The sequence below is a fragment of the Stenotrophomonas pavanii genome, assembly GCF_900101175.1.
GTDB classification, from domain to species: domain Bacteria; phylum Pseudomonadota; class Gammaproteobacteria; order Xanthomonadales; family Xanthomonadaceae; genus Stenotrophomonas; species Stenotrophomonas pavanii.
Window position 1 is genome coordinate 14461 of record NZ_FNFQ01000005.1, and the last position, 22942, is coordinate 37402.

Annotated in this window: 22 protein-coding genes, 2 pseudogenes and 1 riboswitch; of the genes and pseudogenes, 12 read left to right on the top strand and 12 right to left on the bottom strand. The window is 66.0% G+C overall.

What is annotated here, in order from left to right; translation table 11 throughout:
- Positions 1-222: 222 nt before the first annotated feature.
- Positions 223-699, top strand: a complete 477-nt coding sequence (locus tag BLS66_RS10050) for an XAC0231 family protein (protein ID WP_049470054.1) — start codon at positions 223-225, stop codon at positions 697-699.
- 69 nt (positions 700-768) lie between these two features.
- The gene (locus BLS66_RS10055) at positions 769-1248 is read left to right on the top strand and encodes a tRNA (cytidine(34)-2'-O)-methyltransferase (RefSeq protein ID WP_049455011.1); all 480 of its coding nucleotides are present in this window, start codon (positions 769-771) and stop codon (positions 1246-1248) included.
- 253 nt (positions 1249-1501) lie between these two features.
- Here BLS66_RS10055 and BLS66_RS10060 read toward each other — a convergent pair whose 3' ends face one another.
- Complete coding sequence (locus BLS66_RS10060) at positions 1502-2665, bottom strand: acyl-CoA dehydrogenase family protein (RefSeq protein ID WP_033835514.1); 1164 nt, start codon at positions 2663-2665, stop codon at positions 1502-1504.
- A 256-nt stretch (positions 2666-2921) separates the two neighbouring features.
- Here BLS66_RS10060 and BLS66_RS10065 point away from each other — a divergent pair, with 256 nt between their 5' ends.
- Together BLS66_RS10065 and BLS66_RS10070 are read left to right on the top strand one after the other, a co-directional pair.
- Positions 2922-4598 (top strand): electron transfer flavoprotein-ubiquinone oxidoreductase, encoded by a 1677-nt coding sequence (locus BLS66_RS10065; protein WP_074725797.1) that lies wholly within the window; start codon positions 2922-2924, stop codon positions 4596-4598.
- A gap of 65 nt (positions 4599-4663) precedes the next feature.
- A complete protein-coding gene (locus BLS66_RS10070; RefSeq protein ID WP_049470065.1) occupies positions 4664-5062 on the top strand; it encodes a c-type cytochrome in 399 nt (132 codons plus the stop codon).
- On the opposite strand, the gene BLS66_RS10075 is transcribed toward BLS66_RS10070, so the two are convergent.
- On the bottom strand, positions 5056-8658 hold the full coding sequence (locus BLS66_RS10075; RefSeq protein WP_074725798.1) for an ATP-binding protein: 3603 nt from the start codon (positions 8656-8658) through the stop codon (positions 5056-5058). The two genes, BLS66_RS10070 and BLS66_RS10075, sit on opposite strands and share 7 nt — an antisense overlap.
- Before the next feature lie 75 nt (positions 8659-8733).
- Here BLS66_RS10075 and BLS66_RS10080 point away from each other — a divergent pair, with 75 nt between their 5' ends.
- The 6 genes from BLS66_RS10080 (at position 8734) to pnuC (ending at position 14532) form a co-directional block, all read left to right on the top strand.
- A complete protein-coding gene (locus BLS66_RS10080) occupies positions 8734-9372 on the top strand; it encodes a response regulator (protein ID WP_049439268.1) in 639 nt (212 codons plus the stop codon).
- 83 nt (positions 9373-9455) lie between these two features.
- The gene (locus BLS66_RS20740; protein WP_167357705.1) at positions 9456-9593 is read left to right on the top strand and encodes a hypothetical protein; all 138 of its coding nucleotides are present in this window, start codon (positions 9456-9458) and stop codon (positions 9591-9593) included.
- Positions 9594-9842: 249 nt separating this feature from the next.
- Positions 9843-10250: a glycine zipper 2TM domain-containing protein gene (locus BLS66_RS10085; RefSeq protein WP_049416597.1), complete on the top strand. Its 408-nt coding sequence runs from the start codon at positions 9843-9845 to the stop codon at positions 10248-10250.
- Positions 10251-10375: 125 nt separating this feature from the next.
- Positions 10376-11500, top strand: coding sequence for a phosphotransferase enzyme family protein (locus BLS66_RS10090; RefSeq protein ID WP_074725799.1), 1125 nt, complete (start codon positions 10376-10378; stop codon positions 11498-11500).
- A gap of 98 nt (positions 11501-11598) precedes the next feature.
- A riboswitch (TPP riboswitch) is annotated at positions 11599-11694 on the top strand.
- A gap of 70 nt (positions 11695-11764) precedes the next feature.
- Positions 11765-13954 (top strand): TonB-dependent receptor, encoded by a 2190-nt coding sequence (locus tag BLS66_RS10095; RefSeq protein ID WP_074725800.1) that lies wholly within the window; start codon positions 11765-11767, stop codon positions 13952-13954.
- A gap of 8 nt (positions 13955-13962) precedes the next feature.
- A complete protein-coding gene (pnuC, locus tag BLS66_RS10100) occupies positions 13963-14532 on the top strand; it encodes a nicotinamide riboside transporter PnuC (RefSeq protein ID WP_074725881.1) in 570 nt (189 codons plus the stop codon).
- A gap of 59 nt (positions 14533-14591) precedes the next feature.
- Here the strand turns inward: pnuC and BLS66_RS10105 are convergent, their stop codons facing one another.
- The 6 genes from BLS66_RS10105 to BLS66_RS10130 form a co-directional block, all read right to left on the bottom strand.
- Positions 14592-15008 carry a hypothetical protein gene (locus tag BLS66_RS10105; protein ID WP_074725801.1) on the bottom strand — a complete coding sequence of 139 codons (417 nt, stop codon included), beginning with the start codon at positions 15006-15008 and terminating at the stop codon, positions 14592-14594.
- A gap of 86 nt (positions 15009-15094) precedes the next feature.
- Positions 15095-16069, bottom strand: coding sequence for a Dyp-type peroxidase (locus BLS66_RS10110; protein WP_049465993.1), 975 nt, complete (start codon positions 16067-16069; stop codon positions 15095-15097).
- A gap of 91 nt (positions 16070-16160) precedes the next feature.
- Positions 16161-16523 carry a hypothetical protein gene (locus BLS66_RS10115; protein WP_074725882.1) on the bottom strand — a complete coding sequence of 121 codons (363 nt, stop codon included), beginning with the start codon at positions 16521-16523 and terminating at the stop codon, positions 16161-16163.
- A 59-nt stretch (positions 16524-16582) separates the two neighbouring features.
- Positions 16583-16951: a VOC family protein gene (locus tag BLS66_RS10120; RefSeq protein ID WP_074725802.1), complete on the bottom strand. Its 369-nt coding sequence runs from the start codon at positions 16949-16951 to the stop codon at positions 16583-16585.
- A 68-nt stretch (positions 16952-17019) separates the two neighbouring features.
- Positions 17020-17787 carry a helix-turn-helix transcriptional regulator gene (locus tag BLS66_RS10125; RefSeq protein ID WP_074725803.1) on the bottom strand — a complete coding sequence of 256 codons (768 nt, stop codon included), beginning with the start codon at positions 17785-17787 and terminating at the stop codon, positions 17020-17022.
- Between the two features lie 123 nt (positions 17788-17910).
- Complete coding sequence (locus BLS66_RS10130; protein WP_049465985.1) at positions 17911-18486, bottom strand: OmpO family porin; 576 nt, start codon at positions 18484-18486, stop codon at positions 17911-17913.
- A 406-nt stretch (positions 18487-18892) separates the two neighbouring features.
- On the opposite strand from BLS66_RS10130, the pseudogene BLS66_RS20910 reads away from it, so the two are divergent.
- Both BLS66_RS20910 and BLS66_RS20745 read left to right on the top strand, forming a co-directional pair.
- Positions 18893-19012: pseudogene (locus BLS66_RS20910) on the top strand (transposase); the annotation flags it as partial.
- A gap of 97 nt (positions 19013-19109) precedes the next feature.
- Positions 19110-19259, top strand: a complete 150-nt coding sequence (locus BLS66_RS20745; RefSeq protein ID WP_167357706.1) for a hypothetical protein — start codon at positions 19110-19112, stop codon at positions 19257-19259.
- Between the two features lie 967 nt (positions 19260-20226).
- Here BLS66_RS20745 and BLS66_RS10140 read toward each other — a convergent pair.
- From BLS66_RS10140 to BLS66_RS10150, 4 genes and pseudogenes are all read right to left on the bottom strand, one after another.
- Positions 20227-20724 (bottom strand): annotated as a pseudogene (locus tag BLS66_RS10140) (IS3 family transposase); the annotation flags it as partial.
- Between the two features lie 602 nt (positions 20725-21326).
- Positions 21327-21665: a hypothetical protein gene (locus tag BLS66_RS10145; protein WP_057494004.1), complete on the bottom strand. Its 339-nt coding sequence runs from the start codon at positions 21663-21665 to the stop codon at positions 21327-21329.
- A gap of 95 nt (positions 21666-21760) precedes the next feature.
- Complete coding sequence (locus BLS66_RS20555; protein WP_143025151.1) at positions 21761-22093, bottom strand: hypothetical protein; 333 nt, start codon at positions 22091-22093, stop codon at positions 21761-21763.
- A complete protein-coding gene (locus BLS66_RS10150; RefSeq protein WP_074725804.1) occupies positions 22090-22914 on the bottom strand; it encodes a hypothetical protein in 825 nt (274 codons plus the stop codon). The genes BLS66_RS20555 and BLS66_RS10150 overlap by 4 nt, the downstream gene beginning before the upstream one ends.
- Between the last annotated feature and the right edge of the window lie 28 nt (positions 22915-22942).

A 22942-nucleotide genomic window follows, 5' to 3' on the forward strand; every position in this document is an offset into this window, starting at 1 on the left:
CGCCCAGCGGACACTTTTCGGATGCCGAAAAAACCTTTCAAATCAATAACTAAAAGTTGGCACGCGGATTGCTTGGTACTTCCTGCGCCAGGAAGGGCTTCAGACAAAAGCTGACTGAAGACTGAACAAATGCAGGAAATCGAAAATTTCTCTTGCATGCCCAGAATTGGTGTACTACCTTACTACCACACCACCGCTCAACAACACTAAACAGGCCCCGTCATGAACACCAAGACCATTGCCATCGCCATCGCCCTGATCGCCGGCACCGCGGTTGTTTCGTCGGTGCAGGCCTCCGAATCCATCAAGACCCTGGCCACCGTGCAGGTTCGCCCGGCCGCCGACCAACTGGCCCAGCAGGCCTGGGAACAGGCCAGCGGCATCCCGACCCTGGCCACCGTGGAAGTGCGCCCCAGCGCTGACCAGCTGGCCGAGCGCAACGGCTACGTCGCCGCCCCGGTCGCCGCCGCGATGCCGATCACCACCCTGGCCTCGGTGGAAGTGCGCCCGAGCCTGGAACAGCGCGTCGCCCTGGCCGCCGAACTGGAAGCCCAGCGCTACGCCGCCACCCTGGCCGCCGCCGCCACCAACGTCGCCAACTCGGTCATCGTCAACCTGCCGGCCCTGCAGGTGCGCCCGAGCGCTGCCGACCTGCAGGCGCTGGCCACCGAAACCGCCCAGGTCCTGCTGCGCCCGTAAGCGGTGCCGCCCTGCCCAGCGCAGGGCGCGCGCCGTAAAGCCGGCCGCCGTCGCAGGTACACTGCGCCGATGAATGCCGCGCCCCCGTTCCACGTGATCCTGTTCCAACCGGAAATCCCGCCCAACACGGGCAATGTGATCCGGCTCTGTGCCAACACCGGCGCGCAGCTGCACCTGGTCGAGCCGCTCGGCTTCGCACTGGAAGACAAGCAGCTCAAGCGCGCCGGCCTGGACTACCACGAGTACTCGCGCCTGCAGGTGCACCCCGACCTGGACACCGCGCTGGCGCGGATCGCACCGAATCGGTTGTTCGCACTCAGTACCCGCGCCAGCGTGCGCTACGACAGCGTGGCCTTTGAAGAGGGCGATGCCTTCCTGTTCGGCCCGGAAAGCCGTGGCCTGCCGCAGGACGTGCTCGATGCGCTGCCAGATGGCCGCCGCCTGCGCCTGCCGATGCGGCCGGGCAACCGCAGCCTCAATCTTTCCAACACCGTTGCCGTGGTGATGTACGAGGCGTGGCGGCAGCACGGGTTTGCCGGTGGGGCGTAGCTCACGTGTGTCACTTTCTTTGCTCGCGCTAAGAAAGTAACCAAAGAATCGCGCCGCCATCGGCGAGCCGGTGCTGTGCACCGGTACCCTGCGCTCCTCGGCTCGCTTCAAGGCGGACCCGACAGCCGCGCGCTACAGGCTGTCCTTGAACACTCGCGGCAGTTCCGTCCGGTGCGCGGTTCGGTACACCGATCGCTCGCCTGCGGATACGCTGCTGGGCAATGCCGGCCAGCGGCCGGCACTACCGGTGCACTCAGAACGCGTTGATGCCGGTCAGTTCGCGGCCGATCACCAGCTGGTGCACGGTCTCGGTGCCTTCATAGGTGATCACCGATTCGAGGTTCAGCGCGTGCCGGATCGCCACGTGTTCGGTGGTGATGCCAGCCCCACCGAGCAGATCGCGACACTCGCGGGCGATGTCGATCGCCATGCGGCAGTTGTTCCACTTGGCCAGGCTGACCTGCTGCGGCTGCAGCTGGCCGGCTTCCTTCAGCCGGCCCAGTTGCAGGGCCAGCAGCTGGGCGGTGGTGATGCGGCGGGCCATTTCCGCCAGCTTGATCTGCGCGCTCTGGGTGGCAGCCAGCGGGCGGCCGAACAGCACGCGCTCCTTGGCGTAGCCCAGCGCTTCATCCAGGCAGGCGATGGCCGCGCCGATCGGGCCCCAGCTGATGCCATAGCGGGCCTGGGTCAGGCAGCCCAGCGGCCCCTTCAGGCCCTTCACGTTCGGCAGGCGGTGGCTGTCGGGCACGCGCACGTCATCGAAGAACAGCGCACCGGTCAGCGATGCGCGCAGGCTCATCTTGTGCTTGATTTCCTGCGTGGTGAAGCCGGCCATGCCCTTCTCCAGCACGAAGCCCTGGATGCCGTCCTCGGTCTGTGCCCAGACGATGGCCAGGTCGGCCACCGGGCCGCTGGTGATCCACATCTTGCTGCCGCTGATGCGCCAGTCGCTGCCGTCGCGCACCGCGCGGGTCTTCATGCTGGCCGGGTCGGACCCGCCGTGCGCCTCGGTCAGGCCGAAGCAGCCGATCAGTTCGCCGCGTGCCATCGCCGGCAACCACTGCTGGCGCTGTTCCTCGCTGCCATACGCGTAGATGGGATACATGCACAGCGAGCTCTGCACCGAAACGAAGCTGCGCAGGCCCGAATCGCCGCGCTCCAGCTCCTGGCAGATCAGGCCATAGCTGACCGCGCCGAGGCCACCGCCACCGTATTCGGCCGGCAGTGTCGCGCCGAGCAGGCCCAGAGACGCGATCTCCGGCACCAGCTCGGCGGGGAAACGGGCCTGGTCGAAGGCATCGCCGATGATCGGCAGCACGCGCTCGTTGGTGAAGCGGGCGACGCTCTCCTGCACCGCGCGCTCTTCCTCGTTGAGCAGGGAACGGACATCGAACAGATCGTACGGATGCAAAGCCATGGCACTCATGCGCAGTCAGGACCGGGCCATTGTCGGTCATCCGCACAGCGCGTGCCGGCCAGGGTCGGCACCGGCGGGGCTGCGGCCCTACGCTGCATTGCAGCAATCCGGGCGTGAACATCGCCGATCTAGCTCGATCACGCGCGGCCCGGTACCCTGACACATTCAAACAACCGTTTCGCCCGTGGCTGCACGCGCGATTCCCAGGCACCGCCGGTGGCCCCGATGCCGGCCCTACCCACGAGTCATGCAATCGATGAGCGCTGAAGCCAACGCCCTGCCCCCGCGTGAAGTAATGGAGTTCGACGTGGTGATCGTCGGCGCCGGCCCCGCCGGCCTGGCCACCGCGATCCGCCTGCGCCAGCGCGCGATCGAAGCCGGCCGCGAACTGTCGGTGTGCGTGCTGGAAAAGGGCTCCGAACCGGGCGCGCACGTGCTGTCCGGCGCGGTGATGGATCCGCGCGCGCTGGCCGAACTGTTCCCGGACTGGGCCGAACGCGGCGCACCGCTGAAGCAGAAGGTTACCCGCGACGAGTTCCTGTTCCTCAGCGAGACCGGGTCGCGCAGCACGCCCAATGCGCTGCTGCCGGAGTGCTTCCACAACGAAGGCAACTACATCATCAGCCTGGGCGAAGTGACCCGCTGGCTGGCGCAGCAAGCCGAGGCGCTGGAAGTGGCGATCTTCCCCGGCTTCGCCGCCGCCGAGGTGCTGTACGGCGACAACGGCGAAGTGATCGGCGTGGCCACCGGCGACATGGGCATCGAGAAGGACGGCAGCATCGGCCCGGCCTTCGAGCGCGGCATGGCGCTGCACGCCAAGTACACGGTCTTCGCCGAAGGCGCGCGCGGCCACCTCGGCCGCCAGCTGATCGCCCGCTACAAGCTGGACGAAGGCAAGGACCCGCAGGCCTACGGCATCGGCATCAAGGAACTGTGGCAGATCGACCCGGCCCGGCATGAGCCGGGCCTGGTGGTGCACGCCGCCGGCTGGCCGCTGGACAGCGACACCTACGGCGGCGCGTTCCTCTACCACGCCGAAGGTGGCAAGGTCGCCATCGGCTACGTGGTCGGCCTGGACTACAGGAACCCCTGGCTGAGCCCGTTCGAGGAATTCCAGCGCTTCAAGACCCATCCGGATATCCGCAAGCACCTGGAAGGCGGTACCCGCATCGGCTACGGCGCGCGTGCGATCACCGCCGGCGGCCTGCTGTCGCTGCCGAAGACGGTGTTCCCCGGTGGCGCGCTGGTCGGTTGCGAGGCCGGTTATCTCAACGCCAGCCGCATCAAGGGCAGCCACGCCGCGATCAAGACCGGCATGCTCTGCGCCGACGCCGCGTTCGACGCGCTGGCCGCCAACCGCCAGCACGATGAGCTGAGCGACTATCCGAAGGCCTTCGAAGCCAGCTGGCTGTTCACCGAACTGCAGCAGGCCAAGAACTTCAAGCAGTGGTTCAAGAAGGGCCAGACCGTGGCCACGCTGATGACCGGCGTGGAACAGTGGCTGCTGCCGAAGCTGGGCGTGCGCAACCCGCCGTGGACGCTGCACCGCACCCAGCCGGACCATGCCTGCCTGGAGCCGGCGGCCCAGCACACCCGCATTACCTATCCGAAGCCGGACGGGGTGCTGACCTTCGACCGTCTCAGCTCGGTGTTCCTGAGCAGCACCAACCACGACGAGAACCAGCCCAGCCACCTGACCCTGAAGGACCCGAGCATTCCGGTGAAGGTGAACCTGGCCGAGTACGCCGGCCCGGAAGCGCGCTACTGCCCGGCCGGCGTGTACGAGTTCGTTGGCGAAGCCGACAACGCACGCCTGCAGATCAACGCGCAGAACTGCGTGCACTGCAAGACCTGCGACATCAAGGACCCGACCCAGAACATCGTTTGGGTGACCCCGCAGGGCGGCGGCGGCCCGAACTACTCGGGCATGTGATCGCCCCGGGCTGCGGCTGCGTGTCGCAGCCCGGCCACTGCAGCGCACCGCTATCCTGCCCGGCCATGCGTGTCTCCCTGCTCACCGCCCTTGCCTGGGCCCTGCTTGCCACGGCCTGCCAGCGCCCGCCTGCGCCACCGGCCACGCCGGAACAGGCCCGGCAGCAGGCCATGCAGCGCGCGTTCGAACTGTGCGCCGGCTGCCACACCGTGCAGCCCGGCGGCATCCACCGCTTCGGGCCGAACCTGCACGGCGTGATCGGCCGCCGCGCCGGCAGCCTGCCCGACTACGGCTATTCCGAGGGCATGCGCCGCGCCGACATCACCTGGACCGCGCAGACCCTGGATGCCTTCCTGCAGTCGCCCACCCACGTGGTGCCCGGCACCCGCATGTACAACGCCTTCCCCAGCCCCGAACGCCGCGCGCTGGTGATCGCCTACCTGCAACAGCAGTCGGCTCAGTGAGCCAGTCGCTGCAGCTGATGCTGCAGCCGGGCCACGAACGCCGTGACGGCGGCGAACAACGGTGCCGGGTCGGCCCCGCCCGCATCCTGCAGGCGCTCGACCAGCGCGTTGGCCTGCCCGGCCAGTGCCGTCGCTCCGATCGCCCCGAGGCCGCCGGCCTGGCGATGCAGGTGCCGCGCCGCGGCCTCGCGGTCACCGGCCTGCACGGCGCGCAGCACGGCCGCGAGGTCGCCCTCACTGGCCTGCAGCAGGCTGTCGCGCAGCTGTTCGGCCACCGCACGCGAACCGTAGCGCTGCTGCAGGGTGGCCAGGTCAGGCAGCGCATCACCGTCGTCGGCGGCATCCTCCTGTACGGCCGCGTCGAACGACTGGCCCTGCGCCTGCGGCAGCCAGCGCAGCAGCGCGGTGCGCAGCGTGGCCAGCGACAGCGGCTTGGCCAGCACCTCGTCCATGCCTGCCTCGCGGCAGCGGCGCGCATCGTCGTCCAGCACGCTGGCGGTCAATGCCAGCACCGTCAGTCGCGGCTGCCCGGTGCGACCCTCGCGTTCGCGCAGCAGGCGGGTGAACCCGAACCCGTCGAGTACCGGCATGCGGCAGTCGGTAATGACCAGGTCGAAGGACTCTGATGACAAGCGGTCCAGCGCCTGCTGGCCGTCGCCCAGCAGCACATAGGGCACGCCCAGTTGCTGCAGCCGCCACGCCATCATCGCCTGGTTGGTCGGGTGATCCTCGATCACCAGCACCCGCGCCTGGCGCAACGCGGCGGGCAGCAGCGCGGTCTGGTCCTGCTCGGCCAGCAGCGCCGCCGCGTCCTCGCTGCCGGCCTCGACCAGCGAGACCCGCACTTCGGCGCGCGTGCCTTCGCCCAGCGTGCTGTGCAGGGTCAGTTCGCCCTGCATCATCTGCACCAGGCGCTGGCAGATGCTCAGGCCCAGGCCGGTGCCGCCGTGGTCACGCTGGATGTAGGCGCCGGCCTGGGTGAATGGCGCGAACAGGTGCTGCAGTTGTTCCGGTGCGATGCCCATGCCGGTGTCGGTCACGCTCAGGCACAGCGGCTGCACACCGTCCTCGCTGGTCGGCCCCAGGACGTCCAGCTGCAGGCGCACCTCGCCCTGGCTGGTGAACTTGATGGCATTGCTGAGCAGGTTGAACACGATCTGGCGCAGCCGTACGCCGTCCACTTCGTGGGCCGGCGCCAGATCGGGATCGATCTGCACGTGCAGCGCCAGGCCACGCGCGCTGGCCTGCGCGGACAGCAGGCGGCACACGCTTTCCAGCAGGGGCCGCAGCGGTTGCGGCACCGGCTCCAGGCGCAATGCACCTGCTTCCAGCCGCGAGTAGTCGAGGATGTCGTCGAGGATCTGCCGCAGCATCTGCGCCGAATCCTCGATCACGCCGAGGATGCGCTGCTGCTCGCTGTCCAGCGGCGAATGCGCCAGCACCTCCAGCATGCCCAGCACGCCACTCATGGGCGTGCGGATCTCGTGGCTCATCGTGGCCAGGAAACGCGATTTGGCTTCCGCAGCCTGCTCGGCCTCTGCCTTCGCCGCCGCCAGCGCATCGGCCTGCATCCGCGCTTCGGTCACATCCACCCAATAGCCGCTCCAGATCACCGCGCCCTCTTCGGCGGCATAGGGGTGGGCCTGGCTGCGCACCCAGCGCGTGCCTTCCTCATCGCTGCGCAGGCGGAACTCCAGGACCAACGGTGCGAACTGGCGCGCGGCCTGTTCGATGGAATGCAGGATGTGCGCGCGGTCGTCCTGCTCGATGCGTTCCAGCAGCAGCTTCGCATCCTGCTCGGCCTGCTGCCGGGTGATACCGAACAACGCCGGCAGGTCGCCGGCAATGAACGGGAAACTGAGCGTGCCATCGGCATCGCGACGTGCCTGGTAGACCACCGCCGGCAGGTTGTCGGTCACCTCGGCCAGGCGCTGCTCCAGCTGGCGGCGTCCTGCCACCTCACGGCGCAGGCGCCAATGGCCGACGCCATGCACCAGCAGCGCGGTCAGCAGCACCAGCAGCACCGGCACGCCCCACCGCAACACGTTGCTCCAGTCGACACCGTTGCGGTACTCCACCCCCAGCCAGGCGTTGCGCAGGGCCTCGCGCTTGCGTGGGGTCATCTGCAGCAGCAGGCGATCGAAGGTGGTGGCTAGCGCCGCGTGGCGGCGATCCACGGCCAGCACCAGCTGGTCGTTGAAGCCGGCCGGTGCCGCCACCTGCAGCCGCCCCGGAAAACGGCTGCGCAGCAGGTGATCCACCACGGCAAGGTTGCCGATGTACGCATCGGCTTCGCCATCGAGCAGGCGCTGCAGCGACTGTTCGGCGCTGCGTGCAGCGATGATCCGCGCCTGCGGTGCCTGCTGCAGCACGTAGCCGCGCACACGCTCCGGGTCGGACAGCAGCACGCGCTTGCCCTGCAGGTCAGCCAGGTCCAGCAGCGACTCGCCATCGCTCCTGACCACAATCACGTTCGGCACGCTGATGAAGGGCTGGCTGAACACCCAGTCCGGGCCCAGGTAACGTGAATCGACAGGAATGCCCATCACCGCCTGCAGCTCACCGCGGCGGGCCTTCTCGCGTACCTCGTACCAGTCGTGGCTGTCCTCGACCTGCAGGTTGGCGCCGGCCTGCATCAGGCGCTGCAGGTATTCGCTGGCCAGGCCGCTGGGCCGGCCATCCTCGCCGGTGAACGACAGCGGCGCGGCATTCGGGGCGAAACCGATCTTCAGCGGCTGCTCCAGCACGCGCTTCTCGGCCTGGCTCAGCGCCAGCTGCGCCGATGCCGACCAGTGCGGCGGTGACAACCAGCGTTGTGCCAGGGCATCGCGCTGGGCCTGGCTGGTGGCCGCCAGCGCCAGGTCCAGGGCTTCGGCCAGCGGTTGCTTGCTGTTGGGAATGCCGAAGTGCAGCCGCTCAGGGGGCAGGTCGCTCGGCCGCAGCAGCGCCACGCCCTGCAGGCGCCGGCTGGCAATCAGCTCGGTGGCGACAAAAGCATTGCCGATGTAGACGTCGGCCTTGTCGTCTATGACCATCTGCAACGCGCTCAACGTGTCGCTTGCGACAAGCTGGCGGGCACGCGGGAATCGGGCGCGCACCTGCGGACCGGTCAGGAAATCCTGCTCGATCACGACCCTCAGCCCATCCAGGTCCGGCATGTCGGAGGCACGCAGGTCATCGGGCCGGCCCACCAGGGCGAGCGGCGCCTCACTGTAGGCCGCGGTATAGACCATGCAGCGGGTGCGGTCGGCACTGAGACCGACATTCATCACCACGTCGATCTCGCCACGGCATGCCGCATCCAGCACGGATGTCCAGTCGGGATAGCGGCGCGCCTCGACCTTCATGCCGAGCTGGCGTGCAAGATGCGACAGGTAGTCCGGTCCCAGACCGACCTGCTGGCCGTCACGGAGGGACTCGAAGGGCGGCCAACCGCTGTCATACTGCCCGACAACGATGGTCGGATGCGCCACCAGGTATTCGCGCTGCAACGGGCTGAGCGGCAGCAGCCCAGGGACCGGCTGTGCCTGGGCCACGGGCAGGGCCAGCACCGCCAGCAGCAGCAGCAGCAGCCCGCGAACAGCCCACCTACGCATCTGCGTCGATCTCCTAGAATCCTGCCAGGGACCGCGATGGTCGCGGTCCGGCGTGCCCGATGGCCATACTAGAGCATGAGCTTGCGCATCATCATCGCAGACGATCACCCGGTGGTCCGCATCGGTACCCGCGCCGTCATCGAGTCCAGCGGCGTGGGCCGCGTGGTCGGCGAGGCCGACAGCGCGCAGGCACTGATGACCCTGCTCGCCAACCAGCCCTGCGACCTGCTGGTCACCGACTACTCGATGCCGGGCAGTCCGCAGGCCGATGGCTTCGCCATGATCGGCATGATCCGGCGCCGCCACCCGGACCTGCCGGTGCTGATGCTCAGCGTTTCCAGCAACCTGGCGATCCTGCGCATGGTGCTCGACAGTGGTGTGCTCGGCCTGGTCGACAAGAGTTCGTCGATGGACGAGCTGCCGCAGGCGATCCAGGCGGTCTACCGCGGCCAGCCCTACATCAGCCGCAGCCTGCGCGAGCGGGTGGAGGCAGCCGGCAGCTGGCGCATGCGCGAGGGCGACGGCAAGCCGCTGTCCCCGCGCGAGGTGGAGGTGCTGCGCCTGCTCGGCACCGGCATGACAGTGAAGGAAATCTCGCTGCTGCTGCACAAGAGCGTCAGCACCATCAGCCGGCAGAAGGGCGATGCGATGCTCAAGCTGGGGTTGAAGGGCGATGCCGAATTGTTCGACTACCTGCGTGACGGGAAAATCTGAGACGCGATTCACATAATCGCCCCAACAACAATGCGAGGTCGAAGGAATCGACCGGCGCATGTCCGGCCCCCAGCCGCGTCGCCGTGGAGATGCGGGCCGCCAGCGGGCAGGGCCTGGCGCTCTGCAGCGATGCGGTGCAGGGCGCCCCTGACGTGCTGCAGCCGCAGCAGGAGACCCCGCGGGAGCCGGCGCGGCAGGCCCAGAAGGCGATGGGCGTCTGACATGCCAACGCCTTGGCAGAGAAGGGAGGGGGCCACCTCCGCGTGGCCTTTTCCCTTTCTGCCAGCTGAGCGGCCGAGGCCGCTTTCAGCCTTGCTTCATGCCACCTGCCGCTAGATGAATGCGCAAGCCGCACGGTGGCCCAGGCAATGTTCCGGCAATGTTGGAACGCCAGCGTGGACATCACGGCAGCCGGGGCGCCCCGCGCCCTCCCTGCCCAGCGTGGCATGCACCTCACAGGAGAACGAATCATGCTCAGTACTTCCACACTCAGCTTCCGTGGTCTGGCGATGGCGCTGGCACTGGTGGCCGGTGTCGCCGTGGTCAGCGATGCCAGCGCGATGTCGAGGAAGGACAAGCGCACCCTGGTCGGCGCCGTGGTCGGTGGCGTGGCCGGCAACCTGCTCTCCAACGGTGATCCTGCCGCCACCGTCGGTGGTGCCGTGGCCGGCGGCGCGATCGGCAATCTGACCACCTCCGACCGCCGCGACCGTCGTTATTACGACAATCGCTACTACGACAACCGCTACGACCGCCGCTACGATCGTGGCTACTACCGCAGCGGTTACTACGACCGCGGCGACGACCGCCGCTGGCAGCGCGAGCGCTACTACGACAACCGCTACTACCACGACCGCGGCCGCCATCGCGGCTGGTAAGCCGCGCGGCATCCTCCACGCGGCTGCACGGACGGGCGGGTCGGTGACCCGCCCGTTTGCGTTGGCCGCGCTCATGGCGTTGAATGCGCAGCCTTGGATGTGACTTTCCCCTCTCGGGCTGCGGCATGACGTCTCCCTCCCACCGCGTGCAGGGCCTCAACAACGACGAGGTGGCTGCCGACTGGCCACCGATCAGCGCGGCGGACATCGCATGGCTGCGCCAGCGCTACCCGCAGCTGGACAGCGGCAGCCATCCGCGCTGGCACAGCCCGCGGCCGCTGTCGGCTGCCGCCATCGTCAGCGGCGCGAACGGGGCGGTGTTCGTCAAGCGCCATCACCACAGCGTGCGCAGCGCGACGTGCCTGGAAGAAGAGCACCATTTCATCGCCCATCTCGCTGCGGCGGGCGTACCAGTGGTGCAGGTGCTGCCAGCGGCCGATGGCCGCACTGCGGTCGAGCACGGCGAGTGGACCTTTGAACTGCATGCCGTCGGCGCGGGCGATGACCTGTACCGCGACGCGGTGTCGTGGTCGCTGCTGACCGATGTCGCCCAGGCCCGCGAAGCCGGGCGCGCACTCGCACAGCTGCACCGTGCCGCCGCCAGCTACCATGCGCCCCAGCGCAGCACCCATCTGCTGGTCGCGCGCGATGATCTGATCCGCGCCGACGATCCGATCGCGGCGATCAAGGCAGGACTGCATGAGCGTCCCGGGCTGGCCCGCTATCTCGCGCGCATTCCCTGGGAGGCGCAGCTGCAGCGCGACGTACTGCCGTGGCACGCCGGGCTGGCCGAGCGCCTGCGCGCCGAGCCACGGCTCTGGGCGCATAACGACTGGCATGTCTCCAACCTGCTGTGGCGCGACGGGCAGGTCAGCACCGTGCTGGATTTCGGCCTGGCTTCGCCCACCAGCGCACTGTTCGACCTCGCCACCGCGATCGAGCGCAACGCGGTGGCGTGGCTGGAACTGGAACGCGGCAGCGAGGCCGTGCGCCTCGACATCGCGCTGGCGCTGCTCGAGGGCTATCGCCAGGTGCTGCCGCTGTCGGCGGCACGCGTGCACCTGCTGGCCGACCTGCTGCCCATGGTCCATTTCGACTTCGCACTGTCCGAAGTGGAGTACTTCGAGGGCATCACCGGCTCGACCGCGAATGCCGACGTGGCCTGGCAGCCTTTCATGCTGGGCCATCCGGCGTGGTTCCATACCGCCCCGGGGCAGGCACTGCTGCAGGCCCTGCACGCCGCCGCGTGACCCGGCTGGGACACCGTTGGGGTCAGATCCCTTTCCTGCGGAAAGGGATCTGACCCCGGGTGGCGCTCGCAAATCCGTACCATTTGTAGTGAAATGGTCACCTGAAGCGGGGGTGCCTGGATCTGCCAGGCTGAGAGAGTCCCTTGGAACCTGATCCGGTTTGCACCGGCGTAGGGAGCTTTGAGCCGCAGCCACACCCCCATCATGGGCCGGTGCACCTGCGCGCCGTCGCTTCGTCTCCCTTGTTGTCCGAAGACGAATCGAATGAACCGCTGCCTGCGCCCCACCTTGCTCTCCCTCGCCCTCTGCGCCGCGCTGCCGCTGCATGCCAGCGAGGCCGAGTCCACCACCGATGCGGCTGCCGCTGGTGCCGAACGCTCGCCGACCGAACTGGCGGCGGTGCGCGTGCAGGCGGGCAAAGCGAAGGCCGATACCTCGCTCGTGAATGCCTTCGGCGGCGGTTCGTGGAAGGACACGCCGGCGTCGGTGAACGTGCTCGAGCGCGATTACCTCGACCGCCGCCAGGTACGTTCGCTGTCCGAGCTGGCCAGCAACGATGCCTCGCTGGGTGATGCCTATGCGCCGGTGGGCTACTACCAGAACATCGCCATCCGCGGCTTCGCACTGGACGCGGCCACCGGCTACCGCTTCAACGGGCTGTCCATCGCCGGCGAACAACGCCTGGCGCTGGAGAACGTGCAGTCGGTGGAGATCCTCAAGGGTGAAGCCGGGCTGGCGGCAGGCGTGATGGCGCCGGGCGGAATCATCAACTACATCGGCAAGCGCCCGGCCGAGGTGCGCACCGCCACGCTCGGCACCGATTCGGAAGGATCGCGCTACGCCGCTGTCGACGTCGGTCACTGGATCACCCCGCGTTTCGGCCTGCGCCTGAATGCCGCGTGGGATTCCAGCAATTCCTATGTCGAGCACGCCGATGGCCGCCGCAACTTCTACTCGCTGGCCGCCGACTGGCTGATCGGCGAACGCGGCAAGCTGGAGGTGGATGCGAACTACCAGACCAGCGCGCAGCGTTCGGTGTCCGGCTACCAGCTGCTGGGCGCGCGCGACCTGCCGCGCGGTGTCGACCGCGAACACCTGCTGGGTTACCAGCCGTGGCAGCGCCCGGTGGACATCGCCAGCACCAACATCACCGCCCTGCACACCTACGATTTCAATGACGCCTGGCAGTCGCGCGTCTCGGTCGGCCACAGCCGCTCGGTGATCGATGACAACGTCGCCTTCGCCTACGGCTGCTACTACGCCACGCAGTGCGCCGATGGCAGCGTGCCGGGCAATTACTTCGCGCCGAACGGCGACTATGACGTCTACGACTACCGCAGCCCGGACGACACCCGCCGCAACCAGCAGGCCCGTGCCGAGCTGCGCGGGCGCTTCCAGACCGGTAGCGTCGGCCACCAGCTGACCGTCGGTGCCGACTACTTCCGCCGCACCGTGGACAGGCGCCCGAGCGTCAACGAGTACGTCGGCACCACCAACATCCACGATGCGCCGGTGCCGGTATTCGAGCCGTCGCCGAAGATGCCGGGCCCGTCCGCGCGACGCCTGGACAGCCGCCAGACCGCGTTCTTCGCGCTGGACCGAATCAGCTTCGGTGATGACTGGCAGTGGTTGGCCGGCGGTCGCTTCGTGCGCCTGGACGAGCGTGCCTACGACAAGCGTGGTACGCCGCAGCGGCACAGCCGCCTGTCGCGTTTCCTGCCGCAGACCGCGGTGGTGTGGAAGGCTACCGAGCAGCTCAATGCCTATGCCAGCTACGTGCGCGGCATTTCTCTGGGCCAGGAAGCGCCGTTCTGGACCAGCAATGCCGACACCTTCCTGCCGTCGGTGCAGTCGCGGCAGCTGGAAGTGGGCGTGAAGTACGTGCCGGTCGAGGCGCTGACGCTGGGCGCGGCCGTGTTCCGCATCTCGCAGCCGTACCAGTACGCCAAGCCGGACAGCAGCGACGTCGGCTACACCTTCGTCGAGGAAGGCACGCAGACCCACACTGGCCTGGAGCTGACCGCCAACGGGCAGCTGACCGATGCACTGCAGATCGTGGCCAGCGCCAGCGTGCTGCAGGCGCGCGCGCGCGACACCGGCACGCCGGCCTATGAAGGCCATCAGCTGGTGAACGTGCCGAAGCTGCGCGCCAGCGTGCACCTGGCCTACGCACTGCCGTTCGTGCAGGGCCTGGATGTCACCGGCGGCTGGCGCTATGCCGGTGCCAACGTGGCGCGTGCCGACGGCGGCGTGCGCGCACCGGACTACTCGGTATTCGATGCGGGCCTGCGCTTCCAGCATCGCCTGCACGAGCGTGCGGTGACCTGGAACCTGTCGGTGGACAACGTGTTCAACCGCTTCTACTGGCGTGATACCGGCAGCAGCGGCGGTGACTACTACCTGTTCCCCGGCGCACCGCGACAGGCCCGCCTGTCGGTGACGTTCGCGTTGTGAGCAGCGTGATGCTCGAGTGGAGCGCCGCGCTGTGCAGCATCCTCGGCGTCTGGCTGATGGCCCGCCGCCGGTTGTCGGCGTGGCCGGTGGGCCTGCTGTCGGTGGCGCTGTATGGCCTGGTGTTCGCCGAGGCCAAGCTGTACTCGGACACGCTGCTGCAGGTCGCCTTTGGTGGCTTCCTGGTCTACGGCTGGCTGAACTGGCGCCAGCCCGCGGCCGACGAGGGCAGCATCCGCATCGTGCCGCTGGCGCGTAGCACGCTGCTGCGCGACCTCGCCATCGGCCTGTGTGGTGGCGTGGCGCTGGGCGCGGCCATGCACACCTTCACCGATGCCGTGCTGCCCTGGCTGGATGCGATGCTGACCGCGCTGAGCCTGGTCGGCCAGTGGTGGCAGGCGCGCCGCCACGTGGCCTGCTGGTGGGTGTGGATCGCGGTGGACGTGGTCTACGTCGGCGCGTACCTGTTCAAGTCGCTGCACGTGACCGCCGCGCTGTATGTGTTCTTCCTCGGCCTGGCCGTGTTCGGCCTGCGCGCATGGAGCGCGGCCGCGCGCGAGCCACAGGTGGCAACGCAGTAGAGCCACGCCATGCGTGGCTATTGCGGGCAATCGGCGCGCCATCCACGCATGGCGTGGATCTACGGGCTCAGGGCCAAACCAAGGCGCAGCGGCTGGCGCATGTCGGCCGGTGGGGCCGCCTGCAACGGCGCAGCCTGCAGCGTCGCGCGCAGGTCGGCATCGACCTGGGCATCACCCAGGCTGTCGAACTCCAGTTTCGAAATGCGGCCGTCCGCGGCGATCCACAGGCGTACCGGCAGTGGCATCGGCGTGTCCGGGTGCGCCTCCAGCCATTCCAGTACACGCTGCGCCTGCGGATCGTGCTCCTGCTGCAGGCGCTGCTGCAGCTGGCCTCCCACGGAGGCGGCGTAGGCCATCCAGTGCGCAGGGGCTTCTTGCGCGGAAACGCTGGCACTCCCCAGTGCCAACGCGCCGAGCACTGCAGCCAGATGCCGCCACCAGCGGCGCATGCCGGTCCTGTTCCCTGCCATGACCATCGCCTGCCTCCTGCACTCCCATCCAGCGCGCCATGGTCGGCGCCCTAGATGACAGGCAGATGGCGGCCGGTGATGGCCCGGCGCGATCACTCGCCCAGGTCGGCCAGCACCTTGCGCGAGGGCGCGAAGAAGGTCACGCCGGTGGTGGCGGTGGAGAAGTCGAGGATGCGGTCGTGCAGTGGCGCGGGATTGCCGATGAACATGCGCTCGAGCATCTTCTCGATCACCCACAGGCGGCGGGTGTAGCCGATGAAGTAGGTGCCGTACTCGCCGCGGCCCGGGTTGGCGAACGGCATGTTGTCGCGCAGGATCTCGTGCTCGCCGTCGGCATCCTCGATGGTGCACAGCGTCTTGTGCGACTTCTGCGCATCGGCCGGCGCGTCGTCCAGCTCGATGTTGTCGTGCTTGGTGCGGCCGATGATCGCTTCCTGCGCCTCGGTCTTCTGCGCGCGCCAGGCGTCAAGGTTGTGCAGGTACTTCTGCACCACCACGTAGCTGCCGCCTGCGTGGTCCGGATCCTCGTCACCTACGATCGTGGCTTCCGGCAGCGACAGCCCTTCCGGGTTGGCGGTGCCGTCGACGAAATCGAGCAGGTCGCGGCCATCGAAATAGCGGAACCCGGCCACGTCATCGACCGCTTCAACGGCATCGCCGAAGGCCATCAGCAGATTGCGCTCGAACGCCACGATCAGGTCCATGGTGCGCGCCCGGATGTGGTACAGCAGGTCACCGGGCGTGGACACGGCGGTGTGGGTGGCGCCCTTGATCTCGCGGAACGGCTTCAACTCGCGCGGCGGCGTGGAGCCCACCAGCGGCTGCCACACGCGGTGGCCGATGGCCACGTTGCAGGTGAAGGTACGCTCGATCTCGCGGATGGCAGTGTTCTTGATCAGGTCATCGGTGCTCGCCAGCACCTCGCGTGCCCTGGCGATCGACGCCTCGTCATCCTTCACCTTCAACACCAGGAACGCCGCCGAATGGGTCAGTGGCGCGGTGATCTGCTGCGGCTCGTTGTCGAGCGTGTGGTTGAGGGCGGTGATCGGTGCGGGCTGGGAGTTCACGGCGGTTCCTGCGGGCTTGAGGCGGGCGCATCGCGCGTGGCGATGTGCGGGCGATCATAGCGGAACCGCCAGACCGGGGACGGAGCGGTTCTCAGTTCGCGGTCGATGCCGCTTGTGCTTGAGAGAGCGCCATGACGCTGCAGACTACGTAGCGTTGTGGATCGGTCCAGGCGATGCGCAGATGCGGGCCTTCGAGCAAGCCATGGTCGCAGAGCCAGCCAAATACCTCGACCGGACTCCATTCGCGACCGGCCGCAAACGCTACACCAAGATCACGCAGGGCAGCGAACAAACGAGCTTTGCTGATGTCGTCGCCCACTTCAGCACGCAAGGTGGGGGCCTGCCCCTGGAAGCCGAGGGCATGCAGCGCCGCAAGCACGCCAGCGTCCAGAACCGCTACCTGCACGGTGCTGCCGTCGGCCTGCTGCACATATGCGGAAATGGGGATCTGCATGCGGGAACGCTGCCTGGCTCGGTCCCAGTATGCCCGCTCCACGACGGGCATAGGCAGGATCAACCCACGTCACTCCAGACCGCCAGCTCGTAGCCGTCCAGATCGCGGAAGTGGAAGCGGCGGCCGCCGGGGAAGGCGAACACGGCCTGCACCACCTCACCACCGGCGGCAACCACGCGCCGCTCTGCATCGGCCAGGTCCGCGCAGTAGAGGATCACCAGCGGTCCCCCATGGGCACGCACCTGCGCGTCGGCCACGAAGCCACCTTTCAGGCGGCCGTCGTCGAACTCGGTATAGGCCACGCCGTAGTCGGTGAACTGCCAGCCGAACACCTCGCCATAGAAGCGCTTGCTGCGGGCGATGTCGGCGACGTTGAATTCAATGTTGTCGATGCGGCGTTCGGCATCGTGGGTAGCAGCATGGCTCATGGCATGGCTCCGTTGAGGGAGCCCCAGCGTCGCTCAGTGCAGCCGGCGAGTCTTGAACAAAACGGCCATCATTGCCCCCACTCCAGGCGCAGTTCGCTGGCGGTCATGCCAGCCAGCTCGCGCGCCTCGCGGCTGAGATGGGCCTGGTCGGCATAGCCGGCATCAGCGGCCAGCATCGCCAACGAATGCTGTGGCAGCGCGCGACTCTGGCGAAGGAAACGTTGCAGCCGCAGGATCCGCTCCAGTGTCTTGGCGCCGTAGCCGAACTGCGACTGGCTGAAACGCCGCAGGCTGCGCGGGCTCAGGCTCAAGTGCGCCGCCAGCGTATCCAGCGTGGCGTCACCCGCGGCGAGCGCCCGGAACAGGACATGCGCACGCTGCGCCGAAGTATCGAGCGCGGACGCACCCATATGCTGCTGCAGGCAGTGCGCCATCCGCTGCAGGCGCAGTGCAGGCGCGGTGTCGCCGATGGAGGCCGCCGCCTTGTTCACCCACGTGCCCTTCAGATCAGCCAGTGGCACGGCCTGGCCGATGATCCCGGCCAAAGGCAGGCCCAGCGCGGCCAATGCCTGGCCGGGACGGAAGCGTGCGCCCAGCACCTGTGCACCGGGTGCCAGCGCCGGGTGCGCGGCCACGCGGTCCGGGCCGACCACGAACAACGCACCGTCGCGCCAGAGGATATCCACGCAGCCATCGGGCAATACGGTGATGTGCCCATCGGCATCGGCAGGAAGCTGGCTCTGCCAAAGCTGGCCGAAGTGGCCACGCAGCGAGCCAGGTGGCAGATGCTCCTGATAGGCCGTGCCGGTACCTGCGAGAGAGGGGGAATCGCCCATGCGACATTGTGGCGCCCCGGAGCCCATAAAAGTGAAGCCCGGCGCGAGGCCGGGCTTCGGTTGGCGTGTGGGAGAGAGAGAGAGTCACACGCCAGCACAACACGCACTAACGACAGGCGTTTGTTACCAGGTGAAGCGCGGGCCCACGAACCACTCGCGGTCGCCGGCCTTGGCCAACTTCACTTCGCCACTCAGGCCCCAGTTCTGGTTGAACTTGGCGGTGGCGCCGACGCGGCCGTAGAACTCGCCGTCCGGGTTGATGCCGTGCTTCTTGGTGTAGTCCTCGTAGCCGGCCATCACGTAGCCTTCCACGTACGGGTTGAACGCGGTGCGCACGCCGACTTCGGTCGAGTAGCCGTTGAAGTCCAGGCCGTGCTTCATGTCGAACTTCTGGTACGCGACGCGGGCGACCAGGTCGGTGTTCGGTGCGATGCCGTAGTTGTAGCCGGCACCGATGCGCCACTGGTCGACGTCATTCTTGAACGTGTCGGTCTCCTGCGCGCTGTAGTCGCCGAAGATGTGGAAGTTCGGGTGCACCGCCACCGAACCCTTCACCTTCCAGCCATCGGCGTCGCCGCCCTTGGCATCGGTGTTCACGTAGCCGCCTTCGACGTAGTTGTACGACAGGCCGTCGGTTGCCGATGCAGCGAACGGCAGGGCAGCCAGAAGACCCAGGGCGAGCAGCGAATTCTTGTTCATCGGGACACACCTTTCATTATTTTGGTTTCGTCGGCCGCCTCCCGGGAGGGGAGAGAGAAGAGGCGGTCGACAGGTGTGAATTATCCGTTAGGGGGGCCAATCGACCCTGAATATTGAACTGACTGGTGTATAAATAAGGCTGCCGTTCAGGGAACTCGCTGAGCGGCACGTAGCTACGCTCCCGTAGCACGTGCCGATCGCGCCACTGATGGGAGCAATCATCTCCACAGATCATGAGGACAAAGGCGAACCCTGCTCAGAGTCTGCAACTCGCTAGTCTCCTCTCGGCCAGCTCGGCGAAGCAGACTGGAAAGGTCTGGTGGTCACGCTCGGATCATAGGATCAGGACTGGCAGGATTTCGTAGACAACTCAGAGCCGTAATCAGCGGTGACGAGAGCAGTACCTATGGCGAGCAAGCAGTACAAAGATGAGTTCAAGGCCGAGGCGATCAAGCAGGTGACCGAAAGGGCTTCGCAGTTGCGGAGATTGCCAAACGGCTTGTTGTCTCTTCCCATAGCCTGCACGAGATGGCTCCGGAAGGCCAAAGGCGGACGGCTGGCGGGAACGCCGGAGGGGTGATCTTGCGATCTTCAATGGACTCAGCCGAGGTCAGGTCAGACACATGAAGGCTGGGATCAAACGCCTGACTGAGGCGCGCGACGTACTGAAAGGGCCGCGGCGTTGCCCAGACCGCGACATCCTGGCGCGGGTAACGACGGAGCGAGATTCATTGCGCGATGAGGCACCGTTCTTTGCCAAGGAATCGTTCTGAGATACGAGGCGACCGAGCGCCACCGCAACAGGTATCCGATCCGGCAGATGCGCCGATGCCTGAAGGTGTCGTCCAGCGGCTTCCATGACTGGCGACCTAGACACCCCAGAATCCGTGCACAGGGCAATATCCGATTGCTGGCCAAGATCCGTACGCACCACGTGTCCAGTAATGGCGTGATGAACGCGCCGCGCATGCATGAGGCGTTGGGCTAAGCAGGCGAGACGGCCAGCCTCAACCGGGCCGCCCGGTTCGTGACGGCTGACGGGCTGGCTGGAGTTCTGCGTCGTCGACACTAACGACACAAGCCCTCGGTTCTGCGCGCGGCCTTCGTGCGTAACCATCTGGCACGCGACTTCACAGCAAACGAGCCCAACACTGAGTAGGTGCTGTACCCCAGCTACCTGAGAACCGGCGAAATCTGGTTGCACCTGTGTCCGGTGCTTGTTTTTTGCTCAGGCAAGGTCGTCCCCTGGTCGATGGCGCCAGTGCAGGATTGGCATCTGGTCCTGATAGCGGTGATGATGGCACGCTGGCAACAACCGAATTGCAGTGAGGTGATCCTGCACTCCCATCGCGGCATGCCGTTCAATAGCAGCGAGTGCCAGCATTTCCTGAGAGACCACCGCATCAACAGTAGAGCAACGTCGGCCACTGCTTTGACAATGCAGCCACCGAATGCTCCTTCGGGAAGCTCCAGCGTGAGCGTGTCTACCGACGCCGATACCTGAAGCTGGCCGAATCTACGGCGGATGCACTCGATTACATCGGGCGGTTACACGCCCCGCTCATCCAGCGAAGGCTTGATGCCAAAGATCAGCCTTTCGACTCTTACCCGATCGTCCGTGGAAACGGGGGTGGAACCCGTATCCCATGATGGGGTGGCAGGGCGAATGTGACCAGAGTCGAGGGTGACTTTAAAGGTGTCCTGATCTGGCCCCCTGAAAACGGACGCCATGAAGCCGTTTCAGGCGGCAGTCCGGAGCTGCCGGGCGTAGTTGTTAGGCGAGTGGTAGCCCAGCGCCGAGTGTAGCCGGGCTGGATTGTAGAAGCCGTGGATGTAAGCAGCGATGGACTGGCTGGCTTGTTCTCTACTGGCGTAAGGCTCGGCAGCCTCTTCTGTCTTGAGCGTCGCAAAGAAGCTCTCGGCCACCGCGTTGTCCCAGCAATTGCCAGGCCGGCTCATGCTTTGGACCACGCCATGGGACTGCAGCAGCTGGCGAAACTCGTTTCCCCAGTACTGCCCACCACGATCTGAATGGAAGATCAGGCCGGGTCGTTGTGGATGCAGAGCCCAAGCATTGGCAAATGCTTTCACCACCAGCTCTTCAGTCAGACGCTTGGAAACGCTGTAGCCCAGCACCTGCCGGGTCTGGACGCTGATGACCACGGCCAGATGCAGCCATCCCTGGCGGGTAGGGACATACGTGATATCGAGGCTACGCAGAGACGTGACTGCAGACTCTGCAGTCCCCCTCCTAAGCGGGAAATCTCTGGAGCAAGGCGCCCCACTGCCAAGTCAAAGAGCGCCTTCGCGCCCCTTGCAAGCGAGGGTATCTCTCCTGCAGCGAGTAACAGGCTTCCTGCCTGGAACGTGATCTCACCCGCTTCGTTAAGCGCGCCCTTCATCTCAAAGGGTTGCCATGCTTCCGTGCCAGTAACGGCACGGAAGGCGAACGCCTGAGGCGACAACTGAATCAGCGCCGCTACATCGTTGATCGCCGCTTTGCCAATGGCACCAACGTACTTCCCGCCGGCTACGAGGTCGCGAGCGTCATCGCGCCTATAGATCAAGCCCTGCTGTCGACTCACGCCTGCCCCGTAGCTCTGGGCACGGAGGTTCTCTGCGTTCTGTGCGGCCCATGCATTCCAAGCCGGCCGGGTGATGTCGCCCATCACCGTTGCCCCATCACCGTTGCATAGCTACGCAAGTAGTTCCCGTCCGCACGCGCGGGTGCCGGAAGGTGTATTTGCGGGCGTAGCCCCAGTAGTGCATGAAGTCGTGGTTGGCCCGCTCATCGCCGGATACATGCACGGTCGGCAGAGTCAGCGCCCACTCCCCAATGATCACATCCTACTGCTAATAACATTGAAATCGAACTGCAAGCTAAAGCGATCCGGAGCATCCATGTTCGCCGCACGATAGACCGCATCTACCCCAAGCACCCAAGCATCTCCAGTTCCTGACACAACCCTCAGCTCCACCGGGAAACGGAGGGTCATCGCAGTTACGACACCGTGCATGGGATCGGTGGACAATTGTCGTAGACTTGTTTCGATGTCTGGCTTTGAAAGAAGAGTCAAAGACAGCAACCTGGCGCCCACGTCTTGAGCGGACAGCTCCGCTTCGACGTCATTCACAACGAAAGCAGGAAAGTCAGGGCCTCGCCTGATCCACGCCATCATATGGCGATCTGGCTCTGCGAGCTCGAATCCATCTACTTCAATGGTTAGGTCACTGTTGACTGACTGTACAAGCACTTATCGCCCTCTCTTCCAATCTAGATAATTCTAGGAGTGCCCGGAACCCGATCCGAATGATCTTCCCCAAGCAGGATAAGATCGAATGTCAACTCAATTGCACGCGCCTTTGCAAGAACGTTATCCGATCTTTCTGATAGGTGCGGAGCCTCTGCTTTGAGTGCCTTTATCACCGCTTGAATTGTGTGAAGCGTCTGCTTCGGAAGCATTGCCTGGCCCTTCCAAAGGGTGGCGAGTTCCCGGGTGAGTAAATCCACTCTAGAAAACTCTGTTTCGTTCAAATACCCAGATGATTGCAAGTCAACAATAAATCTATCGGAACTCAATTCCAGTTGCTCTTCAATTTCATTCACTCTATTGCTCCGATGATCGCCCGTTCAGGAATGCTCTGGAAAACAGTGACCTCCTGGGCCCAGATCGACCTATGACACGGGAGGCCTGCCCTTCCGTTCACCCGGGGAGCAGTTTTCCATACTTCGACGTGGGCAGTATCCGCCTTGCCAAGGTCAATGGCGACTATCCCATGCCCACTATCGTAAGCTCGAGCGACCTCAAGCTTCTTCGTTGTCGATATCCAAGGGCTATTCATAGCAGCACCACCCTCGCCCACACCCTGGTTTGCCAAATGTTCGGCCGCAGTCCAAGTACCGTCAGGAGCCTTGGCGATCAAACCAGTCCCGCTCTTCAGAGCCGCAGCATCCTGGGCAGTCAATGCGCGGTAGACGATCATGCCCTTTTCAGGTTTTGCAACTAGACGCAGGTCCGAGATGGCATGCGGCGCTACGCGCTCCAGCGCTCCAGGGTTGGGCAACATACGGGTGGATCGCGCAGCGGTTCCCGCCCCACCCACGAAGATGCTTGCAACGCCGAAACTGATCGCGCCTGCCTTCTCAACTGATCCGTTCAACTCGAACGGCTGCCATACCTCTGTACCCGTGGCCCAACGATAGGCCATTGCCAGACTGCCCATCTGCGCGGTGGCCGCTAGATCATTGATCAGCCCCTTGACGCCTCTCTCCACGAATCGGCCCATCGCCCGAAGATCACGCATGTCATCCCGGCCCTGTACCACGTTACGGTCCCGTATCGCGCCTGCCCCGTAGCCCTGGGCACGGAGGTTCTCTGCGTTCTGTGCCGTCCATGCATTCCAAGCCGGTCGGGTGATGTCGCCCATCACCGTTGCATAGCTACGCAAGTAGTTC